Origin of the sequence: Variovorax sp. IB41 (assembly GCF_016405905.1) — a bacterium.
Lineage (GTDB): Bacteria > Pseudomonadota > Gammaproteobacteria > Burkholderiales > Burkholderiaceae_C > Variovorax.
Map to the genome: position 1 here is coordinate 136276 of NZ_JAEFCB010000008.1, position 17533 is coordinate 153808.

General features: G+C 67.1%; 16 protein-coding genes. 6 read left to right on the plus strand and 10 right to left on the minus strand.

Annotated features, from left to right (window positions below; translation table 11 throughout):
- Nucleotides 1–94 precede the first annotated feature (94 nt).
- The 4 genes from JC881_RS16635 to JC881_RS16650 form a co-directional block, all read right to left on the minus strand.
- The gene (locus JC881_RS16635) at nt 95–850 is read right to left on the minus strand and encodes a GntR family transcriptional regulator (RefSeq protein ID WP_198786808.1); all 756 of its coding nucleotides are present in this window, start codon (nt 848–850) and stop codon (nt 95–97) included.
- Nucleotides 851–902: 52 nt separating this feature from the next.
- On the minus strand, nt 903–1640 hold the full coding sequence (locus tag JC881_RS16640) for an aspartate/glutamate racemase family protein (protein ID WP_198786809.1): 738 nt from the start codon (nt 1638–1640) through the stop codon (nt 903–905).
- A gap of 30 nt (nt 1641–1670) precedes the next feature.
- Nucleotides 1671–3164, minus strand: a complete 1494-nt coding sequence (locus JC881_RS16645) for an NCS1 family nucleobase:cation symporter-1 (protein ID WP_198786810.1) — start codon at nt 3162–3164, stop codon at nt 1671–1673.
- Nucleotides 3165–3401: 237 nt separating this feature from the next.
- Nucleotides 3402–5114, minus strand: coding sequence for an S-layer protein (locus JC881_RS16650; protein WP_198786811.1), 1713 nt, complete (start codon nt 5112–5114; stop codon nt 3402–3404).
- Between the two features lie 200 nt (nt 5115–5314).
- Here JC881_RS16650 and JC881_RS16655 point away from each other — a divergent pair, with 200 nt between their 5' ends.
- Nucleotides 5315–5698: a DUF1090 domain-containing protein gene (locus tag JC881_RS16655; protein WP_198786812.1), complete on the plus strand. Its 384-nt coding sequence runs from the start codon at nt 5315–5317 to the stop codon at nt 5696–5698.
- Between the two features lie 25 nt (nt 5699–5723).
- Here the strand turns inward: JC881_RS16655 and JC881_RS16660 are convergent, their stop codons facing one another.
- Genes JC881_RS16660 through JC881_RS16675 form a run of 4 tightly spaced genes read right to left on the minus strand, consistent with a single transcriptional unit; the run spans nt 5724 to nt 10400 of the window.
- The gene (locus tag JC881_RS16660) at nt 5724–6950 is read right to left on the minus strand and encodes a M20 family metallopeptidase (RefSeq protein WP_198786813.1); all 1227 of its coding nucleotides are present in this window, start codon (nt 6948–6950) and stop codon (nt 5724–5726) included.
- Between the two features lie 17 nt (nt 6951–6967).
- Nucleotides 6968–8746 carry a 2-oxo-4-hydroxy-4-carboxy-5-ureidoimidazoline decarboxylase gene (gene uraD / locus JC881_RS16665; RefSeq protein WP_198786814.1) on the minus strand — a complete coding sequence of 593 codons (1779 nt, stop codon included), beginning with the start codon at nt 8744–8746 and terminating at the stop codon, nt 6968–6970.
- Between the two features lie 2 nt (nt 8747–8748).
- The gene (gene puuE / locus JC881_RS16670) at nt 8749–9726 is read right to left on the minus strand and encodes an allantoinase PuuE (RefSeq protein ID WP_198786815.1); all 978 of its coding nucleotides are present in this window, start codon (nt 9724–9726) and stop codon (nt 8749–8751) included.
- 8 nt (nt 9727–9734) lie between these two features.
- Complete coding sequence (locus tag JC881_RS16675) at nt 9735–10400, minus strand: GntR family transcriptional regulator (protein ID WP_233101840.1); 666 nt, start codon at nt 10398–10400, stop codon at nt 9735–9737.
- A 114-nt stretch (nt 10401–10514) separates the two neighbouring features.
- On the opposite strand from JC881_RS16675, the gene uraH reads away from it, so the two are divergent.
- Nucleotides 10515–10865, plus strand: a complete 351-nt coding sequence (gene uraH, locus JC881_RS16680) for a hydroxyisourate hydrolase (RefSeq protein ID WP_198786816.1) — start codon at nt 10515–10517, stop codon at nt 10863–10865.
- A 2-nt stretch (nt 10866–10867) separates the two neighbouring features.
- On the opposite strand, the gene JC881_RS16685 is transcribed toward uraH, so the two are convergent.
- A complete protein-coding gene (locus JC881_RS16685; protein ID WP_198786817.1) occupies nt 10868–11365 on the minus strand; it encodes a hypothetical protein in 498 nt (165 codons plus the stop codon).
- Between the two features lie 53 nt (nt 11366–11418).
- On the opposite strand from JC881_RS16685, the gene xdhC reads away from it, so the two are divergent.
- The 4 genes from xdhC to JC881_RS16705 all read left to right on the plus strand — a co-directional run bounded on the left by xdhC (nt 11419) and on the right by JC881_RS16705 (nt 16801).
- Nucleotides 11419–12219 (plus strand): xanthine dehydrogenase accessory protein XdhC, encoded by an 801-nt coding sequence (gene xdhC, locus JC881_RS16690; protein WP_198786818.1) that lies wholly within the window; start codon nt 11419–11421, stop codon nt 12217–12219.
- 334 nt (nt 12220–12553) lie between these two features.
- Complete coding sequence (locus tag JC881_RS16695; protein ID WP_198786819.1) at nt 12554–13759, plus strand: urate hydroxylase PuuD; 1206 nt, start codon at nt 12554–12556, stop codon at nt 13757–13759.
- Between the two features lie 75 nt (nt 13760–13834).
- Nucleotides 13835–15175: a glycerate kinase type-2 family protein gene (locus JC881_RS16700; RefSeq protein ID WP_198786820.1), complete on the plus strand. Its 1341-nt coding sequence runs from the start codon at nt 13835–13837 to the stop codon at nt 15173–15175.
- Between the two features lie 183 nt (nt 15176–15358).
- Nucleotides 15359–16801, plus strand: a complete 1443-nt coding sequence (locus JC881_RS16705) for an NAD-dependent succinate-semialdehyde dehydrogenase (protein ID WP_198786821.1) — start codon at nt 15359–15361, stop codon at nt 16799–16801.
- On the opposite strand, the gene JC881_RS16710 is transcribed toward JC881_RS16705, so the two are convergent.
- Nucleotides 16802–17518, minus strand: coding sequence for an MgtC/SapB family protein (locus JC881_RS16710; protein WP_198786822.1), 717 nt, complete (start codon nt 17516–17518; stop codon nt 16802–16804).
- Nucleotides 17519–17533: the final 15 nt, after the last annotated feature.

The window sequence follows — 17533 nt, forward strand, 5'->3', positions numbered from 1 at the left end:
TGTGTACGCGAAACTGTATACAATTTATGCGGCAATACGGATGCAGGAAAACCCGCATCGCCCGCGCGCAATGGTGTCGGGCTGTTTCCTGCTTTCAGGCGAGCAGCGCCTTGACCAGATCGAGTTGCCGGTCGGGCTTGTCGGTGCCCAGCTCCAGGCTGGCCTCGATGCGTTCGAGGTGCTCGGTCATGCAGGCCACGGCGCCTTCCACATCGCCCTTGCGGCAGATGCGAAGGAAGTCGGAGTGCTCGTCCGACGAGCAGTGCGGATCGTTCGACGAGTGATAGAGCATCGCGATGAGCGAGCTGCGCGCCACCAGCTCGCGCACCAGCTCCGTCAGCGTGTGGTTGCCCGTGGCCTCGGCCAGCGCCACGTGAAAGTCGCCCAGCACCTTCTCGCGCACCGTGCCCATCGCGGGGCTCTGGCGCAGCGCGGTGCGCTCGAACTTGATGTGCTGCTCCAGCACCTGGTAGTCGCGCGGCCGTGCGTTCGCGATGAACAGGCGCACCACTTCGCTCTCCAGGATGCGGCGCACCGCGAACACCTCGCGCGCCTCCTGCACCGTGGGCTGCGAGACGAAGGCGCCCTTGTCGGGAATCATCTCGATGAGCTTGTCTTTCGAGAGCATCAGGAGCGCCGCGCGCACCTTCGTGCGGCTCACCGAATAGACGCGGCCCAGCGCCTCTTCGCGCAGCCACGTGCCGGGCGGCAGGCGCTTCTCGACGATCGCGGTGGCGATGTCCTGGGCGATGCGCTCGATGGAGCTTCCCTTGCCAACGGCTACACCGTTCTCGGCCGGCGCGGCGATGGTTTCGGGAAGGGCAGGGGATTTGGAGCTGGCGCGGGGCATGCGGAGATTGTGGCTCAGCGTTCGATGGCCCTGACCGCGCTCGCGCCCACGCTCACCCGCGCAGCGTGAAGCCTTCGAGCGCGCCGGTCATGGTCTTGGGCAGCGGCCGCGCGAGCTCGCCGCGCTTGCTGGTCTTGAGTTTCAGTGTGACGAGCGATTCGATGAGCTTGGTGCCCGCGGCCACGCCGTCGATCACCGGCACGCCCAGCAGTTCGCTGATGTGTTCGCACAGGTCGGTCATGCCGGCGCAGCCGAGCACGATGCAGTCGGAGCCGTCTTCTTCCAGCGCGCGCCGGCATTCGTCGACGATGCGTTCGCGCGCACGCGAGCCCGGCTCTTCGAGTTCGAGCACCGGCAGTTCGCAGGCGCGCACGTTGGCGCAAAAGCGCTCCATGCCGTAGATCTCGGCCAGGTGCCACGCTTGCCCCATCGTGCGGCCGAGCGTGGTGACCACGCTGAAGCGGCTGCCGATCATGCTGGCCAGATGCATCGCCGCTTCGGCGATGCCGACCACCGGTCCACGCGCGAGTTCGCGCGCGGCCTTCAGGCCCGGGTCGCCGAAGCAGGCGATCACGTAGCCGTCGATGCCCTCGCGCTCGCCCGCGGCAATCTCTTGCAGGAGTCCGGGCACGGCCAGCGCCTCGTCGTAGTGGCTCTCGATGGAGACCGGCCCCATGGCCGGGCTCACCGCGACGATTTCAGTGCCGGCGTGCGCCACCGCGCGGGCGCAGGCACCGATCTTCTCGGTCATGCTCCAGGTGGTGTTGGGATTGATGATCTTGATGCGCACGGCGCGGCCCTTTCTTTCTCTTTCAGTGTTTCAAGTCTTGTTGTTGCGGTTCAGCAGCACGTAGAGCACGAAGCCCAGGCCCATGCCGATGAACCACGCATAGTTCGCGCCACCGCGCAGCATCGGCACCATCACGCACAGGATGGGCACGAGCGCCGAGGGCACCAGCGCCTGGATCGCCTTCGGGTTGTAGCCGTTGCTGTACCAGTACTTGCCCTCTTTGCTCATGGTGTAGAGCGCATCGACGTCGATGTATTGCTTGCGAACGATGTAGTAGTCGGCAATCAAAATGCCGAACAGCGGCCCGATGAACGAGCCCAGCACGTCGAGCGTGTAGTGGATGACCTCGGGGCTGTTGTACAGGTTCCAGGGCGTCAGAAACACCGAGCCCACCGCGGCGATCATGCCGCCCGTGCGCCAGCTGATGTGCTGCGGCGCCACGTTGGAGAAGTCGAACGCCGGCGAGACGAAATTGGCAACGATGTTGATGCCGATGGTGGCGATCATGAAAGTCAGCGCGCCCAGCACGACGGCGGTGGTGCTGTCGATCTTGCCCACGGTGTGCACTGGATCGGTGATGAGTTCACCGAAAACGGGCAGCGTGGCCGCGGTGGTGATCACCGTCAGCAGCGAGAAGAACACGAAGTTGATGGGCAGGCCCCAGAAGTTGCCCTTCTTCACCGCATCGAAGCTCTTGCCGTAGCGCGAGAAGTCGCCGAAGTTGAGCATCGGGCCGCTGAAGTAGCTCACCACCAGCGCAATGGCCGAGAGCATCACCGGCAGCGCGTCCCAGCCCTGGAACTTGATGCCGCCCAGGTTCAGGTCGATCTTGCTCCAGCCGGCCTTCCACACCAGCCAGCCGCACAGCACGGCCATCACCACGTACACCGCGGGCCCCGCCCAGTCGATGAACTTGCGGATGGCTTCCATGCCGTGCCAGAACACGAAGGCCTGCAGCACCCACATGACCATGAACGCCACCCAGCCCAGCGTCGAGAGGCCCACGAAGCCGTGCTGCGCCACGTCGGCATAGGGCGCCAGGTTCGGGAACATGTGCAGCGCCAGCACCATGAAGGCGGCCGACGCGAGATACGTCTGCACGCCGTACCAGGCCACCGCGATCAGCCCGCGGATGATGGCCGGAATGTTCGCGCCCAGCACGCCGAAGGGCGCGCGGCACACCACCGGGTAGGGCACGCCCGTCACCTGGCTGGGCTTGGCCACCAGGTTGCAGAAGAACTGCACGATCACGATGCCCACCAGCAGCGACACCAGCACCTGCCAGCTCGAGAGGCCCAGCGCGAACAGGCTGCCGGCCGTGATGTAGCCGCCCACGCTGTGCACGTCGGACATCCAGAACGCGAAGATGTTGTATTGGCCCCAGGTCTGCTTCTTCAGCGGCGCGAGGTCCTCGTTGGTCAGGCGCGGGTCGTAGCCGGGCTTGATGAGGGCATTCGATTCCGCGTGCGGCGCAAGGCCCGCTTCGCTGGCCCCGGCGGGGGCGTGGCTGACGACTGTGCTCATGGTCTTTTCCTCGTGCAGAAAGTGTTTGAGAGAAGCCCGCTTTTTGACGCAAATATCGCGCCACATATCGAGTGCGTTATTTGTATACAAAAATTGAACGCAATCAAGACCATTCGGGAAATCATATATCCGTAGATTCCCTGATGCACGCGGCGGGCGCGCCAAAAGAAAAAAGCGCCATGGCCCGCGAAGGGCCATGGCGCCTGGCGCCCCGAAGCGGCGTCTTGCGCGACTGCGCTACTGCGCCGCCACCTTCACGAACACCGGGTTCGAATAGAACCACAGGTCGCTGTAGTTGCGCGCGTTGATCGCGTTGAAGCGCGCCACGTTGTCCGCGCCGGTCGTCTGCGCGTCGAACAGCGGCTCGCCGCTCGCCGTTTCGTTGGGCACGTCGGTGCCCAGGTTCGTGCCGCGCAGGCGGAAATACTGGTTGCCCGCCGCCTTCACCGTGTAGCTCACCGAGAAGTAGCCGTCGGCCTCCAGCTTCCAGTCGCTGCGCGTGAAGCGCTTGACCACGCGGGTCGACGGGTTGGTGTCGCGCGCGTAGCCCGGCGTGCCCGGTGCCTCGCGGCCGGTCACGTCGCCCGCGATGAGGTCGACATGGTCCACGACCGGCTTCACGTTGGCGAAGACGCCGCTGCCCAGCTGGAACTCGTAGTTGTTGCGCTCGGGGCTCCTGAAGCGGATGGTGATCTTCAGGTCTTCGCCCGGCGCGGCCGCCACTTCGGCGCCCATCTCGCCCGCGGCCTTGGCGCTTTGCACCTTGAAGTCGAGCGCGTCGATCAGCCCGCCGTTGACCGCGAAGAGCTTGCCCGAGCGAAACGCCGCGAGCAGCGACTTCGGGTCCTTGATGTCGCCCCAGAGGTGGTTCTTCGCGTACTCGCCCGGCGCGTAGCCGCTGCTGTACTGGCCTTGCGACACGGTGAAGTGGTAGTCCGAATCGGCCACGTTCCAGATGTGGCGGCCTTCGGAGAGCAGCGCGTCCCAGGTGCCGCCGAGTTTCGCGACCAGGTAGTCCACGCCGCCGTAGGTGCGAGAGGGCAGGTTGGCCGGCGTGTAGGCGCTGTTGTAGCCGCCGCGGTCGGGCTCCATCTGGTTGCCGACCATGCCCTCGAGCGAGAACACGATGTTCGGCGCGGCATCGTTCATCTCGCGCAGCTGGGCGATCGTGTACTTGCCCGGATTGCGCGAGGGATGGTTGATCTGCAGGTAGCTCGTATCGGGGTAGTTCTTCTTGAGCCAGGCGATGGCCGCGAGCACGTCGGCGTGCGTGGAGAAGGCCTTGGTGTCCCTGGCGTTCCAGGCGGCGACGTCCTCGGGCGCGAAGAGCGCGGCGGCGCGGTCGGTGAAGAGGTATTCGAACTGGCTCACGGCCTTGAGCGCGGAGGCCGACATCGGGTCGTCCGTGAGGATGCCGACGTTGCCGTGGTCGTGCGTGGGCATGTCCCATTCGAAGGACGAGAAGATCGTCTTGTCCGCGTACTTGCCGCCGGCCTGCAGCGCCTTGATGCGGGGCACTTCGTACTTGGCCATGCCTTCGGAGAAGGGAATCTGCGCGGGCAGCTTCTTGCCGTCGTTGTCGTACGAAGACAGGCGCAGGTGGTTGGAGAGCACGGCCCAGTCGAGCCCGAACTTGTCGAAGGCCTTGGCCAGCACCTGGTCGAGCGTGGAGATCTGCTGCGTGTCGTCCGACTGCATGGTGTGGATGTGCAGGTCGCCGACGGTCCAGCGGCCGGTCGGCTCGGTGGGCGGTGCCGGTGGCGCGGGCGGCACGGACGGCGGCGCGGGCGGCTGTGCGGCAGGCGCGGGCGCCGGCGCTGCCGGAACGATGGGCAGCCCGGCGAACGGAGTGCCGCCGCCGGAGCCGCCGCCGCAAGCGGTCAGCGCGGCGAGTGCGAGGGTGGACAAGAGGGCGGCGGGGATGCGGGAAGCGAAAGGATGCGGTTTCATGACGACAGACATGGCGACGGCCAGCAAGGCTGGCCGTCGCTTGAGGGTTTCAGAAGAAACCGGAGTCTGGAATGCTGTCGTGACGCGGCGATGAAAGTGAGGTGAAAGGTTTGAACGGGAAATGCCGCACGCCGGGCCGCAAGAACGCTCGCTACAGTGAACGGCCGGCAGACGTCACCTGCCAGAAAAAAGGACAACACGTGCGACACCTTCTCCCATCGATTCTTGTCGCGGCCCTCGCGACCCTCTCGTTAAGCGCGGCCGCGCAACCGATCACCAGCGAAAGCTGCAACGCCAAGCGCGAGGCCATCGAGCGCGACATCGACGCGGCCAAGGCCAAGGGCCAGGCGCAGCGCGTGCGCGGCCTGGAGCGCGCGATGAGCGCCAACCAGCGCAACTGCAGCGAAGAGCGGCTGCAGGCCGAACACCGCAAGCGCGTTCAGGCGCAGGAGCGCAAGGTGGCCGAGCGGCAACGCGAACTCGCGCAGGCCAACGAGAAAGGCCGCGCCGACAAGATCGCGCAGCGCGAGGGCAAGCTGCGCGAGGAAGAGGCCGAGCTCGAAAAACTGAAGGCCGCCCACTGAAGAGGGCGCGGGGCGGCCTCGAGGCTCAGGCCAGCAGGTCGCTGAGCGTGCGCGCCACCACCTTGGTGGCGCGGCGCAGGTCTTCGAGCACCACGCGCTCGTCGCTGCGCTTGGCATGCGACTCGAGCACGGTGCGCGGGCCGGCGCCGTAGATCACGCCCGGAATGCCCGCTTCGCCGTACAGGCGCACGTCGGTGTAGAGCGGCGTGCCCATGGCCTTGACCGGCTCGCCGAACAGCTCGCTGCCGTGCTTCTGGATCGCATCGACCAGCGGCTTGTTGCCCGCGAGCGGCTTCATCGAATTGGCCAAGAGCAGGCGCTTGATGTCCACCGTGATGCCTGCGCTTTCGGCGGCCGCATCGGCGATCACCTTGCGGATCGTGGCTTCGACCTCGACCGGGTTCTCCTCGGGGATCATGCGGCGGTCGAGCTTGAACACCACCTTGCCGGGCACGACGTTGGTGTTGGTGCCGCCTTCGATGCGGCCGACGTTCAGGTATGGGTGCGTGATGCCCTCGACCTTCGAAGTGACCTCCTGGTAGAGCGCGTTCTGCGCGTAGAGCGCGTTGAGGATCTTCACCGCGCCCTGCAGCGCATCGACGCCGGTGGTCGGAATGGCGGCATGGGCCATCTTGCCGTGCACCGTCACCTCCATCTGCAGGCAACCGTTGTGGGCGGTGACGACTTCGTAGCTGAAGCCGGCCGCGATCATGAGGTCGGGCTTGGTCAGGCCCTTCTCGAGCAGCCAGCCCGGGCCGAGGATGCCGCCGAATTCCTCGTCGTAGGTGAAGTGCAGCTCGACGCTGCCCTTGGCTGGCTTGGCGACGGCTTCGAGTGCGCGAAGGGCGAAGGTGAAGCTTGCGAAGTCGCTCTTGCTCACCGCGGCGGCGCGGCCGTAGAGGCTGCCGTCGGCGATCTCGCCGCCGTAGGGGTCGTGCGTCCAGCCTTCGCCCGGAGGCACCACGTCGCCGTGGGCGTTGAGCGCGACCGTCAGGCCGCCGCTGCCGTACTGGCGGCGCACGATCAGGTTGGTGATCGACTCGAGCCCGTAGTCCTTCACCTCCTGCGCGGGCACGGCGTGCTTCTCGGCATCGAGGCCGAAGTCCTTGAGCAACTCGGCGGTGCGCTCGGCGTGCGGCGCGTTGTTGCCGGGCGGGGTGTCGGTGGGCACGCGCACGAGTTCCTGCAGGAACTTCACTTCCTCGTCGAAGTGGGCGTCGATCCAGGCGTCGAGCTTGGCGTAGTCGGTCATGGTTGTTCTTTTGAAAATCAATGAGCTTGTTCAGCGGCGAGGTCGGCCAGCAGGTTCTGGAAGGCCTGCACCGCGAGCTGGATGTCGTCGTTGGTGCTCGATTCGAGCGGGTTGTGGCTGATGCCCGAGTTGATGCCGCGCACGAAGAGCATGGCCTGCGGCATCACCTCGTGCAGCTTCATCGCGTCGTGGCCCGCGCCGCTTGGCATGCGGAAAAGCGGAATGCCCAGCGCATCGACCGCCTTCTCCCAGCGCTGCTGCCAGTCGGGCGCGCTCGGCGCGGCCGAGGCGCGCATGCTTTCCTCGATCTCCAGGCGCACGCCGCGGCGCTCGCAGATGGCCTTGAATTCGGCGAGCACGTCGTTGGTGAGCGCATCGCGCTGCGCGTTGTTCGGCGCGCGCATGTCCAGGCTGAACTTGCAGCGGCCCGGCACCACGTTGATGGAGCCGCTGGGCACTTCGAGCATGCCGACGGTGCCGACCGAGTCGCCGTCTTTCGCGGCGCGCTGCTCGGTGTAGAGGATGAGTTCGGCCACCGCGGCGGCAGCGTCGCGGCGGCGGTCCATCGGCGTGGTGCCGGCGTGGCTGGCCGTGCCGATCACTTCGCCCACGAAACGCACGCCGCCGTTGATGGCGGTCACGATGCCCAGGGGCAGGTCGAGTTCGGTGAGCACCGGGCCCTGCTCGATGTGCACCTCGACGAAGCCGAGGTAACGCGCCGGATCGCGCTGGATCTTCGGAATGTCTTCTTGCTTCAGGCCCGCGTGCTGCATGGCCTCGCGCATGGTGATGCCGTCGGCGTCCTTCTGGTCGAGCCAGCGCTGGTCGAAATGGCCGATGAGCGCGCCCGAGCCGAGGAAGGTGGCCTTGTAGCGCTGGCCTTCTTCTTCCGCGAAGCCGACCACCTCGAAGGCGAAGGGCAGGCGCTTGCCTTGCCGCGCGAGTTCGCGCACGCAGGCGATCGGCACGAAGATGCCCAGGCGCCCGTCGTACTTGCCGCCGTTGCGCACGGTGTCGTAGTGCGAGCCGGTGAGCAGGGTCTTGGCGTCGGGCGTCGCGCCTTCGTAGCGGCCGACGACGTTGCCCACGGCGTCGATGTGCACCGAGTCGAAGCCCACGTCGCGCATCAGCGCGCTGATCTGCGCGGCGCAGGCGCGGTGCGCATCGGTGAGGTAGGTGACGGTGAGCTGGCCTTTCTCGGCATAGCCCGGATCGGTGTGCGCCGAGAGCTGTTCCTGCCAGTCCCACACGTCGTTGCCGAGCGAGACGTCGGCCGCGAACTTGTCGTTCAGGCGGATCTCGGCGATGCGATGGATGTTGCGCAGCGCTTCGCCGAGTTCGAATTCAGGATGGTTGAAGATACGCCGCTCGAAGGTGTCGATGATCTCGCGCTTTGCGAGACCCGTGCCGCGCGGGCCGCGCACCGCGAGGATGAACGGGAAGCCGAACTTCGCGTTGTAGCCGGCGTTGAGCTTCTGGATCCTGGCGAACTCTTCGGGCGTGCAGTCGGTCAAGCCTGCCTTGCTCTGCTCGTTGGTCGATTCGGCCGTGAGCGTCTTGCTCACCATCGCCTTGCCTGCGAGCTCAGGGTGGGCACGCACGAGGCCGATCTTCTCTTCGTTCGACGATGCGGCCAGCGCCTGCACCAGGGCGTGCTTCAGGTGCGCGAGCGAGCGGAACGGGCGCGCGGCGAGCGCGCGCTGCGCGATCCACGGCGAGTGTTCGTAGATGCCGTCGAGCAGCGCGACGGCTTCGGCCGGCACGGCGGCGTTGAGTTGGGAGAGGGTGAGGCTCATGGTCAGCTTCCTGTGACGGCCGATGCGGCGCCGGATGTGTAGGGATGCGTTTGCTTCCAGTGCCGCGCGATGTCCACGCGCCGGCAGACCCACACGCGGTCGTGCTGCGCGATGTGGTCCAGAAAGCGCTGCAGCGCGGTGATGCGGCCGGGCCGCCCGAGCAGGCGGCAGTGCATGCCGATGCTCATCATCTTGGGGCTGTTGTCGCCGCTCGCGTCACCCTCGGCGTAGAGCGCGTCGAAGGTGTCCTTCATGTACTGGAAGAACGGGTCGGCGTGCGAGTAGCCCTGCGGCAGCGCGAAGCGCATGTCGTTCACGTCGAGCGTGTAGGGCACGATGAGCTGCGGCACCACCGTGCCGTCGGTCTTCTGCACCTTCATCCAGAACGGGAGGTCGTCGCCGTAGTAGTCGCTGTCGTACTCGAAGCCGCCGTAGTCGGCCACCAGGCGCCGGGTGCGCGGGCTGTCGCGGCCGGTGTACCAGCCGAGGGCGCGCTCGCCGGTGAGCTTTTCGATGGCTTCCATGCCCAGGCGCATGTGCTCGCGCTCGGTGGCTTCATCGAGGTTCTGGTAATGGATCCAGCGCCAGCCGTGGCAGGCGATCTCGTGGCCCAGTTCCTTGAAGGCGGCCGTGAGCTCGGGGTAGCGCTCAAGCGCCATGCCCACGCCGAACACGGTGAGCGGCAGGCCGCGCTTTTCGAACTCGCGCAGGATGCGCCAGACGCCCGCGCGGGAGCCGTACTCGTAGATTCCTTCCATGCTGATGTGGCGGTCCGGGTAGCTGGCCGGATTGAACATCTCGGAGAGGAATTGCTCGGAGCCCGCGTCGCCATGCAGCGTGGCGTTCTCGCCGCCTTCTTCGTAGTTGAGGACGAACTGCACCGCGATGCGCGCGCCGCCCGGCCATTGGGCATGCGGCGGGTTGCGGCCATAGCCGACGAGGTCGCGCGGGTAGGGCAGGGTGGTGTCGTAGACGGTCATGGTGTGGATCAGGACAGCGCGAGGGAGATGTCGTTGGTGGGAACCTTGCGGTCGAAGGTGAGGTTCGCCTCGACGTGTTCCAGGTGTTCGGTCATGAGGCGCACGGCGCGCTCTTCGTCGCGGGCAGCCAGCGCTTTCACGATGTCGGCGTGCTCGTCGTTGGAGTGCTCGGCGGCGCTGGTGCTCTGGTACATGAGCGTGATGAGGGCGCAGCGCGAGATGAGTTCGCCCAGGATCTGCGCGAGCACCGTGTTGCCCATGAGCTCGGCCATGCGCACGTGGAAGTCGCCCAGCAGCTCGGTGCGGCCCGAGATGTCTTCGCCCGACACGGCGGATTTCTCGAGCGCGACGTGTTCCTTCAGCGCCTTGATCTTGGCGGGCGTGACGGTGCGCACGAACTCGCGCGTCATCTCGGCTTCGAGCATGCGGCGCACCGCGAACACCTGCTTGGCCTCGTCGACTGCCGGGGCCGCGACGAAGGCGCCGCGCGCGGGTTCCAGGCGAATGAGCTTGTTCTGCGAGAGCTGGAAGAGGGCCTGTCGCACCAGCGTGCGCGAGACGCCGAAATGATCGGCCAGCTTCTGCTCGGCGAGCTTGGTGCCGGGCTGCAGGCGGTGCTCGACGATGGCCTTCGTGAGGGCATCGACGATCGAACGGGTGGTGGAGGACTCCATGTTTTTCATGATAGACCCAAAGCCGGTAACTGTATACACTTTTGTCCACCGGAATTTCCCGCACCCGATCCGAGCCCATCGCTCGATCTTTCTCGATCTTTGAAGGAGCGCCCCATGGGCTTGAGCACTCACGTACTGGACACGATGCACGGCGGCCCCGCGGCCGGCATGGAAGTGGCGCTGTACACCACCGACGGCGATGCCGCCACGCTGGTGAAGCGCTTCACGCTGAATTCGGACGGCCGCAGCGACGGCCCGCTCTACGACAACAATTCCATCAAGGTCGGCACCTACCGCCTGGTGTTCGACGTGGCGGGCTACTTCAAGGCGCGCGGCGTGACGCTGCCCGAGCCCAATTTCCTGAACAAGGTGTCGCTGGATTTCGGCGTGGCGCACACCGACCAGCACTACCACGTGCCGCTCTTGGTCAGCCCGTGGAGTTACTCCACGTACCGCGGCTCCTGAGGTCAGTCGCCTTGTTGCTGACCTTCGGTGAGCGTGTCGAGTTGAAAGCGCCCGCTCTTGTCCCAGAGCCAGGTGTCGGTCCACGTCACCGCGCCCAGGCGCGTGGCGGCCGGGAAGGGCGCGGCCTGCAGCACGGCGCGCTCGATCTCGGCGATGACCTCGGGCGCATGCTGCGGCGCGCGGAGCCAGTGCATGGAGACCACCTTGCCGCCGGTGTCCAGGTTCACCTGCAGGGTGCCGACCGCGTAGAGGATCGGCGGCAACTGCCCGCTGTAGATGCGCGAGCGGTTGAGGTCGTACACGTGGCGCGCGGCATCGCGCCGGTAGTCGCGCGCCGTGGCCGCATTCGATGCGCGCGGCACGGCGCCGGAAGCGCCGGCTTTCGCGCCGCTCAACTGGCCGGGCACGGCCCCTGGGCTGCCGCAGCCGGCGAGCCAGAGGGCGCACGAAAGAACGGATGCCGCCAGGGCAAGGCGGCGCGGCGTAAGCTGGACATTCATCGCCGGGTTTATACCGTGAGTCCTCGCGGATCCGGCAACCGAAGGTATCGGGCATGAGCGGTGCGGTCGATCAACTGCTGGCGCGTCTGCGCACGGAGGACGCGGTGCTGGTGCGCGTCGAGTCCACGCAGGGCTCGGCGCCGCGCGAGGCCGGCACGTGGATGGCGGTGTGGGCCGATGCGCTCACGGCCACCATCGGCGGCGGGCAGCTCGAATTCCAGGCCACGCAGGAAGCGCGCGAACTGCTCGCGGGAAAACGCGCCATCGACGGCGTCCAGCGCTACCCGCTGGGCCCCAGCCTGGGGCAGTGCTGCGGCGGCGTGATGTACCTGTCGTACCAGCGCATCACCGCGGCCGATGCGCCCGCATTGCAGCGCGAACTCGTCGCCAAGCTCAAGCCCGTGGCGCTCTTCGGCGGCGGCCACGTGGGCGCCGCGCTCGCGCGATTGCTCGCCGCGCTGCCGTTCTCGGTGCGCTGGATCGACAGCCGCGACGGCGTCTTTCCCGATGAGCTCCCCGCGCAGATCGACACCGAGCATTCCGAGCCCGTGCAGGACGCCGTCGCCGCGCTCGCGCCCGGAAGCCGTGTGCTGATCATGAGCTTCAGCCACGCCGAAGACCTGGACATCGTCATCGCGTGCCTGAAGCGCCTGCGCACGCGCGACGACCTGCCCTACATCGGCCTCATCGGCAGCAAGACCAAATGGGCGACCTTCAGCCACCGGCTCGAAGCGCGCGGCTTCACGGCCGACGAGTTCGCGCGCATCACCTGCCCGATCGGCGTGCCCGGCATCACCGGCAAGGAGCCCGAGGTGATCGCGGTTGCGGTGGCGGCACAGTTGTTGAGCATATGACTCGCCCCCAGGCTGCGCGGCACTGCGTGTCGCTTCGCCAACCCCCTACCGGGGGCAACACCAGCGGCCCGGCAAAGCCGGTTCCGCGGTGTTTCTGGAATGGAGCTTGCTTCGGTTGCACAGCGAGGGTTTTCAGTGCTTCGTTTGAAGAAAATCCCCCTATTCCTTGATAAAACTGTATACACTTTCAGTCCACAACAAGCCGCAGCGGAGCGAGGCCCATTTCATGGAGCCTGCGTTCGCGGCACTTTCTCTGCTTACAGCGCCCGCAGTGGTGAGCAGGCTGAAACCCCTCTTGGACGCCCCACGCGTCTAGAGGGTTGCGAGAGAGCACATGGAAAGCTATTACCTCGACTGGGCCAACCTGCTGCTGCGCTGGGTCCACGTCATCACCGCCATCGCCTGGATCGGCGCCTCCTTCTACTTCGTGATGCTGGACAACAGCCTCGAAAAACCGCAGGACCCCGAATCGCTCGACAAGGGCGTGGGCGGCGAGCAGTGGGCCGTGCACGGCGGCGGCTTCTACAACATGCAGAAGTACGCGCTGGCGCCCAAGAAGCTGCCGGACCACCTGCACTGGTCGTACTGGGAGAGCTACTCCACCTGGATCACCGGGTTCACGCTCTTCACCATGTCGTACCTGTGGAACGCGAGCACCTACCTCATCGACAAGTCGAAGATGGACTGGCAGCCCGGCGCCGCCATCGCCGTGGCGCTGGCTTTCTTCGTGGTGTTCTGGATGGTCTACGACGGCATCTGCCAGATCTTCGGGCGCCGCAAGAACGGCGACACCATCGTGGGCGTGCTGATCGCGATCTTCATCGTCTTCGCGACCTGGCTGGCCTGCCAGTGGTTCGCGGGCCGCGCGGCCTTCCTGCTGGTGGGCGCCATGATGGCCACCACGATGAGCGGCAACGTGTTCTTCTGGATCATCCCCGGCCAGCGCAAGAACGTGGCGGCGCTGCGCGAGGGCAGGCCCGTGGACCCGGTGCACGGCCAGCGCGGCAAGCAGCGCAGCGTGCACAACACCTACTTCACGCTGCCGGTGCTGTTCGCGATGCTGAGCAACCACTACAGCTTCACCTACACGCACAAGTACAACTGGATCGTTCTGCTGCTCATCATGCTGGGCGGCGCGGCCATCCGGCAGTTCTTCGTGGTGCGGCACCGCTTCAAGCTGGGCAACGCGGGCAACCCGCTGCCGTATGCGCTGGTCGGCATCGTGGTGCTGGGCCTCACGATCGTGTGGATGAAGCCCGAGCCGGCCGCCGCTCCCGTGGCTGCCGCAGCGGCGCCCGCGGTCGCATACGCCGACGTGCAGAAGGTGCTGGAGCAGCGCTGCTTCATGTGCCATGGCGCGGCCGTGCAGATGAAGAACGTGCGCGTCGATTCGCCCGAACAGGTCGCCGCGCATGCGCAGGCGATCTACCAGCAGGTGGTAGTCACCAAGATCATGCCGATGAACAACGCGACCGGCATCACCGACGAAGAGCGCGCATTGATCAGCCGTTGGTTCCAGGGCGGAGCCAAAACCAACTAGCTCGCAAACTAGACCGCGGTCAAGAGAGCGGGCCACCGCTCCCCGCACAATTGCCGGATGGAGACAACGCAAGCCATGACCGCATCGACCCCGTCCTTCGGGCCCGCGCCCGATCCGCGCGAAGCCCCCCGCGCCTTCCTCGAACACCTGTACCGCGTGGCGGTGGACCGGGCGTTGCCGCTGTCCACGCTGGGCGCGCACCTGCCCCAGCCACCGAAAGGGCGCACGTTGGTGCTCGGCGCCGGCAAGGCCGGCGGCTCGATGGTGCAGGCGCTCGAAGCCCTGTGGCCGGCCGACGCGCCGCTCTCGGGCCTCGTCGTCACCCGCTACGACCACATTCCGCCGCGCCCCGAAGGCGTGCCGCAGCGCATCGAGATCGTCGAGGCCGCGCACCCCGTGCCCGACGCGGCCGGACAGCAGGCGGCCGAGCGCATCCTCGAGTTGACGCAAGGCCTCACGGCCGACGACCTGGTGCTGTGCCTGATTTCGGGTGGCGGCTCGTCGCTCCTGGTGCTGCCGGCCGAAGGCCTCACGCTGGCCGACAAGCAGCGCATCAACAAGCAACTGCTCGACAGCGGCGCCGGCATCGGCGAGATGAACTGCGTGCGCAAGCACCTCTCGCGCATCAAGGGCGGCCGGCTCGCGGCGGCCTGCGCGCCGGCGCGCGTGGTGACGCTCACCATCAGCGACGTGCCGGGCGACGACGCGGCCGTCATCGCGAGCGGCCCCACGGTGCCCGATGCGACCACCTGCGCCGATGCGCTCGCCATCCTCGACCGCTACGGCATCGAAGTGCCCGCGCCCGTGCGCGCCCAGCTGGAAAGCGGCGAGCTCGAAACGCCCAAGCCCGACGACAAGGCCTTCGCCGGCCACGAGACCCACATGATCGCCACGCCCCAGCAGTCGCTGGAGGCTGCGGCCAGGGCGGCGCGCGAGGCGGGCATCGAGGCGCACATCCTGAGCGACGAAATCGAAGGCGAATCGCGCGAAGTCGGCAAGGTGCATGCCGCGCTGGCCCGCGCCGTGGCGCACCGCGGCGAGCCGTTCGCACGGCCCTGCGTCATTCTTTCGGGCGGCGAGACCACGGTCACCATCCGCCCGCGCCAGCCGGGCCAGGCCAAGGGCCGGGGCGGCCGGGCGGGCGAGTTCTGCATGGGCCTGGCCGGTGCGCTCATGGGCCAGCCGCAGGTGTGGGCGCTGGCGGCGGACACCGACGGCATCGACGGCGTGGAAGACAACGCCGGCGCCTTCGTCGTGCCCGACACGCTGGCGCGCGCCACGGCCGCGGGCCGGAAGCTCTCGGACCACCTCGACCGCAACGACGCGTACGGCTACTTCGACGCCATCGGCGACCTGTTCGTGACGGGGCCCACGAACACCAACGTCAACGATTTCCGCGCGCTCCTGATCCTGTAACGGGACGAAAAAAGGGGCGGGAAGGGCGATTTCCGGGCCCCGGCGGGGTTGGTCGAAGTCGGGTTAATCTATGCACCCGGCGGCGATTTGCCGCCGTTGTCGCATGCGCACCCTCCCAGGGTGCCGCACCGCGCACCCCAGATTTCCCCTTTTCATCATCCGTCCCCGAAGGAAAAGTTCGCCATGACCGCCACCTACACCGACACCCGCCTCCTGATCGACAACGAATGGGTCGACGCCACCGGCGGCAAGACGCTGGACGTCGTGAACCCCGCTACCGGCAAGGTCATCGGCAAGGTGGCGCATGCCAGCATTGCCGACCTGGACCGCGCCCTGGCCGCCGCCCAGCGTGGCTTCGACAAGTGGCGCAACACGCCCGCCAACGAACGCGCCGCCGTCATGCGCCGCGCCGCGGGCCTCATCCGCGAACGCGCCGGCGACATCGCCAAGCTGCTCACGCAGGAGCAGGGCAAGCCGCTCGCCGAAGCCAAGGGCGAGACGCTGGCCGCCGCCGACATCATCGAATGGTTCGCCGACGAAGGCCGCCGCGTCTACGGCCGCATCGTGCCCTCGCGCAACCTGGCCGCGCAGCAGCTCGTGCTGAAGGAGCCGCTGGGCCCCGTCGCCGCGTTCACGCCGTGGAACTTCCCGATCAACCAGATCGTGCGCAAGCTCGGCGCGGCGCTGGCCACCGGCTGCTCGTTCCTGGTGAAGGCGCCTGAAGAAACCCCGGCCTCGCCCGCCGCGCTGCTGCAGGCCTTCGTCGACGCCGGCATCCCGCCCGGCACCGTGGGTCTCGTGTTCGGCAACCCCGCTGAAATCTCGAACTACCTGATCGCCCACCCGATCATCCGCAAGGTCACCTTCACCGGCTCGACCCCGGTCGGCAAGCAACTGGCCGCGCTGGCCGGCTCGCACATGAAGCGCGTCACGATGGAACTGGGCGGCCACGCCCCGGTGATCGTCGCTGAAGACGCCGACGTCGCCCTGGCCGTCAAGGCCGCCGGCGCCGCCAAGTTCCGCAATGCGGGCCAGGTCTGCATCTCGCCGACCCGCTTCCTGGTGCACAACAGCCTGCGCGAAGAGTTCGCCCGCACGCTGGTCAAGTACACCGAGGGCCTGAAGCTGGGCGACGGCCTCGCCGAAGGCACCACCATCGGCCCGCTGGCCAACGCACGCCGCCTCACCGCGATGGCCTACGTGCTGGAAGACGCGCGCAAGAAGGGCGCCACCGTGGCCGCCGGCGGCGAACGCATCGGCGACTCGGGCAACTTCTTCGCCCCCACCGTGCTGACCGACGTGCCGCTGGACGCCGACGTGTTCAACAACGAACCCTTCGGCCCCATCGCCGCGATCCGCGGTTTCGACACGCTCGACGAAGCCATCGCCGAAGCCAACCGCCTGCCTTTCGGCCTGGCCGGCTACGCCTTCACCAAGTCGATCAAGAACGCCCACCTGCTGAGCCAGAAGCTCGAGCTGGGCATGCTGTGGATCAACCAGCCGGCCACCCCGTCGCCCGAAATGCCGTTCGGCGGCGTGAAGGATTCGGGCTACGGTTCGGAAGGCGGCCCCGAGGCGCTCGAGGCGTACCTGAACACCAAGGCCGTCTCGATCATGGGCGTCTGATCAATCGTCTGCGCTGGCGTTCCAGAAGGCTTGCTGGACGCCGCTCAGCGCTTCGAGTTCTGTAATCACCTGGTCGAGCTCCAGCGGCTCGACCGCGGTGGCGTACAGCGTCGCTTCGATCTCCGTGTCGGCCGGCCCGAAGGCGTGCTGGTCGACATCGCGCACCGGGTAGTTCGCGGCTTCGAGCAGGAGCAGCAGCTGGTCCATCACCTCGGGCCGCGCCGCGCGCGAACAGATCACCCGCACCGTGTAGGTCGCCTCGCTCGACTCTTCCTTGATCGGGCGACGGTTGATGCGATTCACCACCGGCAGCAGCAGCGTGTTGCTGGCCAGCACGAACAACGCGGCGATCATCGCCTCGCCGATCAGGTCCGCGCCCGCGCAGGCGCCCACCGCCGCCGACCCCCACAGCGTGGCCGCCGTGTTCAGGCCCGTGATGTTGGTGCCTTCCTTCATGATCGCGCCCGCCCCCAGGAAGCCGATGCCCGAGACCACATAGGCCGCCACATGCACGGCGCCGTCGTGGCCGTGCAAGCGGTTCGCCATGTCCACGAACACTGCGGCGCCAACGGCCACGAGCGTGTTGGTGCGCAGGCCCGCGGCGCGCTGGCGTATCTGCCGCTCCAGGCCGATCAGCGAGCCGAGCGTGAAGGCGATCGCCACGCTCACGAAGGTGTCGAGCAGCGAGGGCAGGTTGAAGTTTTGAATGGCTTGCATCGGATGTTTTTTCAA